3 protein-coding genes are annotated in these 4,478 nt (G+C 35.0%); all 3 read right to left on the bottom strand.

Annotated elements, in window-relative coordinates:
• Nucleotides 1-412: 412 nt before the first annotated feature.
• On the bottom strand, nt 413-2,251 hold the full coding sequence (locus HOG71_04015) for a PAS domain S-box protein (GenBank protein ID MBT5989999.1): 1,839 nt from the start codon (nt 2,249-2,251) through the stop codon (nt 413-415).
• A complete protein-coding gene (locus HOG71_04010; protein ID MBT5989998.1) occupies nt 2,224-2,640 on the bottom strand; it encodes a response regulator in 417 nt (138 codons plus the stop codon). Before HOG71_04010 ends, HOG71_04015 begins: the two co-directional genes overlap by 28 nt.
• An 11-nt stretch (nt 2,641-2,651) precedes the next feature.
• Nucleotides 2,652-4,478 (bottom strand): PAS domain S-box protein (locus tag HOG71_04005; protein ID MBT5989997.1); only part of this gene is annotated, 1,827 nt, incomplete at its 5' end.

The following is a 4,478-nucleotide window of genomic DNA, read 5'->3' as shown; positions in this document are numbered from 1 at the left end:
TAACTAAACACTGGAGTAAATTTAAATGCTTCTGTTATATGCTTCCTACGTCAGCAAAGCAGCAGGGTGTAATTCCATTCCATCATGCCAATACTACCCACCATGCTAATCCTATCTACCATGCTAATCCTGTCCACTATGCTAATCCCGAGGAACGAGGGATCTAACTTTACCTCTGGAAAAAATGCTAATGCTATCGTTAGATGCTTCCTGCGTCAGCAAGGCAGTAGGGTGTAATTCCATTCCACCATGCTAATCCTATCCTCTATGCTTATCCTATCCACTATGCTAATCCCGAGGAAGGAGGGATCTAACTAAACCTAATGCTATCGTTAGATGCTTCCTGCGTCAGCAAAGCAGTAGGGTGTAATTTGGGGCAGTAGGGTGTAATAATAGATTTAAGTCGATTAAACTAAAAGGGAATAACAATATCCAGTAATGTTCCGCCTGTTTTTGCTTTTTTAATTTCAAATTTTCCATGCATGGATAAAATCCGCTCCTTCATGCCCATTAATCCAAAAGAATCGGATGACTCAATAGCGTTTTTGGGCATACCAATTCCATTGTCAGTAATATTTAAAATCAAATGATCTTTTTTCTTAACAAGAAGTACAATTGTTTTTGTTGCTTTTGCATGTCGCACAATATTGGTCAGACTTTCCTGAATGACCCTGAAAACATTTGTAGCAATAATTTGGTCGATTTCATCATCGTTAATATCTACAACTAACTTACAGCTATCAGATGTTCGGCTATTGTGTTCACTCACCAGCCAGTCAATGGCTGCAGATAGGCCTAAATCATCTAATACGCCTGGCCGAAGTTTGGTGATAATCGATTTTACTTCATAAATAGTCCTGTCAGTCAGTTTAACTATATTTTCCAATTCAGTCAAAATGTTATCTTCGTGAACCTGCTTTTTTAGAAAAGTAATATCCATTTTGATAGCTGTTAGCATTTGTCCAACTTCATCATGTATTTCGCGAGCAATGGACGTTCTTTCTTTTTCTCTGATATCCTGCAGATACTCCGTCAGCTTTCTTAATGACTTTTCTGACTCTGCTAATTTCTTTTCATATGTTTTTCGGATACTAACATCACGAATAATTCCTACATGATTTTTAGACTCAACAGTCTGAACAGTTGATATCTCAAGTACCTTCCTCTTATATGGCAATTCAAAAACAGTTATATCCCGACCTTTCAATGCTGTTTGCACTAATTTTAAAAAAGAAGGTATTTGTTTGACTTCTATTAATTTTTTAATCAATGTAATTGCTGATTTTCCAATTACCTCTTCGTCCTTAAGACCTGTAATTTTTTTAAAGGCCAGATTAATTTCTTGCACTCTTCCTTTCGAATCGGCAAAAACAATCCCGTCACCGGCTCCCTGAAACATCGATTGGAATCTTTCTTTTTCTTTTTCAAGCTTTTCCAACACGTCAACTATCTCCGTTATTTCTTGTCCAACAGCAATAATAGAAACTACTTTTTCATCTTCTACCTCAGCATTAATCGACCATCGAAACCATTTGTAACCGTTTATTGTGTTGGCCCTTTCTTCATAAACTGCCAAAAACGGTGGCAGAAATACTTTTTCTGTCGATTTTTTAACCCTTTCGACATCATCTTTATGAATAAAGCTGAAAAACGAATTTCCGATTAACTCATCTAAATTTTTACCAAATGTATGGCAGTACTTATGGTTGGCATACTTAATTCTAAAATCAGGATCAAAACTTAATAAAAGTTCGTTTTGGTTCTCAACCAGCAAACGATACTTTGATTCACTCTTTATTAATGCCTGCTGATTTTTTCTATTTTCTTTCCGATTTAACGACTCCTCATATTCTCTTTTAATTACCTGACCTAAACGAGCCATATTGCTTTTAAAGACATAATCATGTACTCCTGCTTTCATGGAGGCAACAGCTTGTTCCTCACCAATATTGCCAGAAACAATAATGAATGGAAGATCCATGTTATGCTTTTTAATAATTCCAAAAGCTTCCATTGCATTAAATCGAGGTAAATTATAATCAGCCAGAATAATATCAAATCGATCAAATTCAATAGCTTTTACGAATTCCTCTTTATTAATGGCCAACACCAAATCAAATACTACACCTTGTTTTTTCAGGTTTCGTTTGATCAATTCAGTATCGTCCAGAGAGTCTTCTAACAATAATATCCGGTAGTTTGTCATGGCTCTATAATTCGTGTTTATGGCAATTCGTTTAGTTGAAACCAATAACTAATAATTAGATCAACGGCTTTATTAAAATCATCCGCATTTACGGGTTTACGGATAAAAGAATTTGCACCTAACAAGTAACACTCTCGTAAATCAGATTCTTCACGTGAAGAAGTAAACACTACAACAGGAAGCATTTTTGTCTTGGAGTTCAGTCGTATTTCCTTCAAAACTTCTTTTCCCGAAAGTTTAGGGATCTTTAAATCGAGCATAACTATTTGTGGCAAGTTTTGTTTAGTTCCCTTTTTAGTAATATTGAGCACTTCCAGTGCATGTTCTCCATTATCAGATAGCATTACATCTATGTCGAAGCCCGATTTCCGGATGGCTCTTTTAATCAACTCCTGATCGCCCATACTATCTTCAATTAGCAATACTCGTTTCATGTTTCAAAAATTTAAAGTTGAAAATAAAATGTGCTTCCTTTGCCTTCCTCACTCTCAGCCCAAATTCGGCCTGCATGTTTGTTAATAATACGCTGAACAATAGCCAAACCCACCCCACTACCTGCATATTCCTTGTCGGAATGCAAGCGGTTAAATGGACTAAATATCTGACCAAAATACTTCATATTAAAGCCTACACCATTGTCCTGGAGAAAGATTGTATCCGTGTTATCGATTTTTGTTTTTCCAATTATAATTTTTGCATTATCGACTTTATGACTAAACTTAGCTGCATTGCCAATTAAATTTGTCAGCAGTACTTTCATCAATCGATTATCGGCATTCACAGTCAGGTTTTCTTCGATATTAAATTCAATTTGATAGTTGGGATACAATTCCAAAATATCTTCCACTACTTTATTTGATAAACTTGTTATATTCACATTTGTTTTAACTACTTGCTGCCTTGTAATACGACTTAAATTTAATAAATCGTCAATTAAGGAGGCCATATGTTGACTGGAAACTCTAATACGGTTCAGATAATGATTGGCTGTTTCATCAACCTGATCGCCATAATCTTCAATCAAAGCTTTGCTGAAGCCATCCATACGCGTTAATGGGGCTCTTAAATCATGAGACACTGAATAAGAAAAACTTTCTAATTCGCTATTTAATGAGGAAAGATTGAGGTTAGCCCTTTCCAGTTGAATACGGACTTCATTCGAATCTTCTAATAAAAAGGTTAAAGCTTTTTGTGACTCAGACAATTTTTTTGCCTGCTTTTTAAGCTCTTGTGTACGTTCAGCAACTATTTCTTCCAATCCATATCGATATGTATTAATTTCACCTAACACCTTTTTTCTGTCAGTAATATCATGTAAAACATGCTGATAAGCCTTCCCTCCTTCAAACTCAATTACAGAAGCATAAACCTCCAGATCGATAAGATTTCCATCTAATCTTTTGTATTGTTCTTCGATCGGATTCACATCTTTTCTCCCATCTGCTAATTTATTCACTCGATCCTGAGCTTCTAACTGTTTATCTGCCAGTAAGAATTTTGAAATATCAGCACCCAATACTTCCTGAGCTGAATTTGCTCCCAACATTTTAGCTCCAGAATAGTTGGCAAATACAATTTTATTATTTTTATGAATAAGCACTCCATTCGGCAATTTCTCAACCAGGTTTTTGTAATTTCTTTCACTTTGTTTCAGCGCATTTTCAATCTCTTTTAAATCAGTAATATTTTTGCCAAATTCTACAGTGCCTATAATTTCATTTTTCTCATTTTTTACAGGATAATATCTGAATTCATATAAATATTTTTCATCAATCAGTTTTTCTTTGGTCTGAATTTCGCCTGTATCAAATGCTTTTAACGCAGCACAGCCTTCACAAGGGCTATTGCTTTGACAAAAAGCTTGATAGCATTTCTTATTGAGTAATGTTTCGTGCGATACATTTAACCCAATTCCAGATTTTGAATTAAGCATCAATATATTCAAATCTTTATCATAAAAAGTAATGGAGTCGGTAGTTGCTTCCAAAATCAGAAATTTCAAGCGTTCTGATTCAATTAAGGCCAATTCTGCAGCTTTTTTTTCAGTAATGTCTCTTGAAAAAAGATGAAAACCCAGAACCTCATCCTGATCAGTTATCAAGGTAGCATTTTGGCTATACCATATAACTTTCCCGTCTTTGTTTTTAAATGGATATTCGAAATTACTGACCAGCGTTTTCGCTAGAATTTGCCTCATATAAAATCGCTTTGCTTTTTGTTGATATTCAGGTGAAATTAAGTCCTGATAGGACATTTTCATTAATTCCTTTTG

Source organism: Bacteroidota bacterium (assembly GCA_018698135.1).
GTDB lineage: Bacteria > Bacteroidota > Bacteroidia > CAILMK01 > JAAYUY01 > JABINZ01.
This window is presented reverse-complemented; position numbering and strand designations above follow the sequence as displayed.

What these genes read in the sequence shown, in the direction of transcription:
- HOG71_04010 (MBT5989998.1), bottom strand. Translation starts at nt 2,640, where the DNA reads ATGAAACGAGTATTGCTAATTGAAGATAGTATGGGCGATCAGGAGTTG.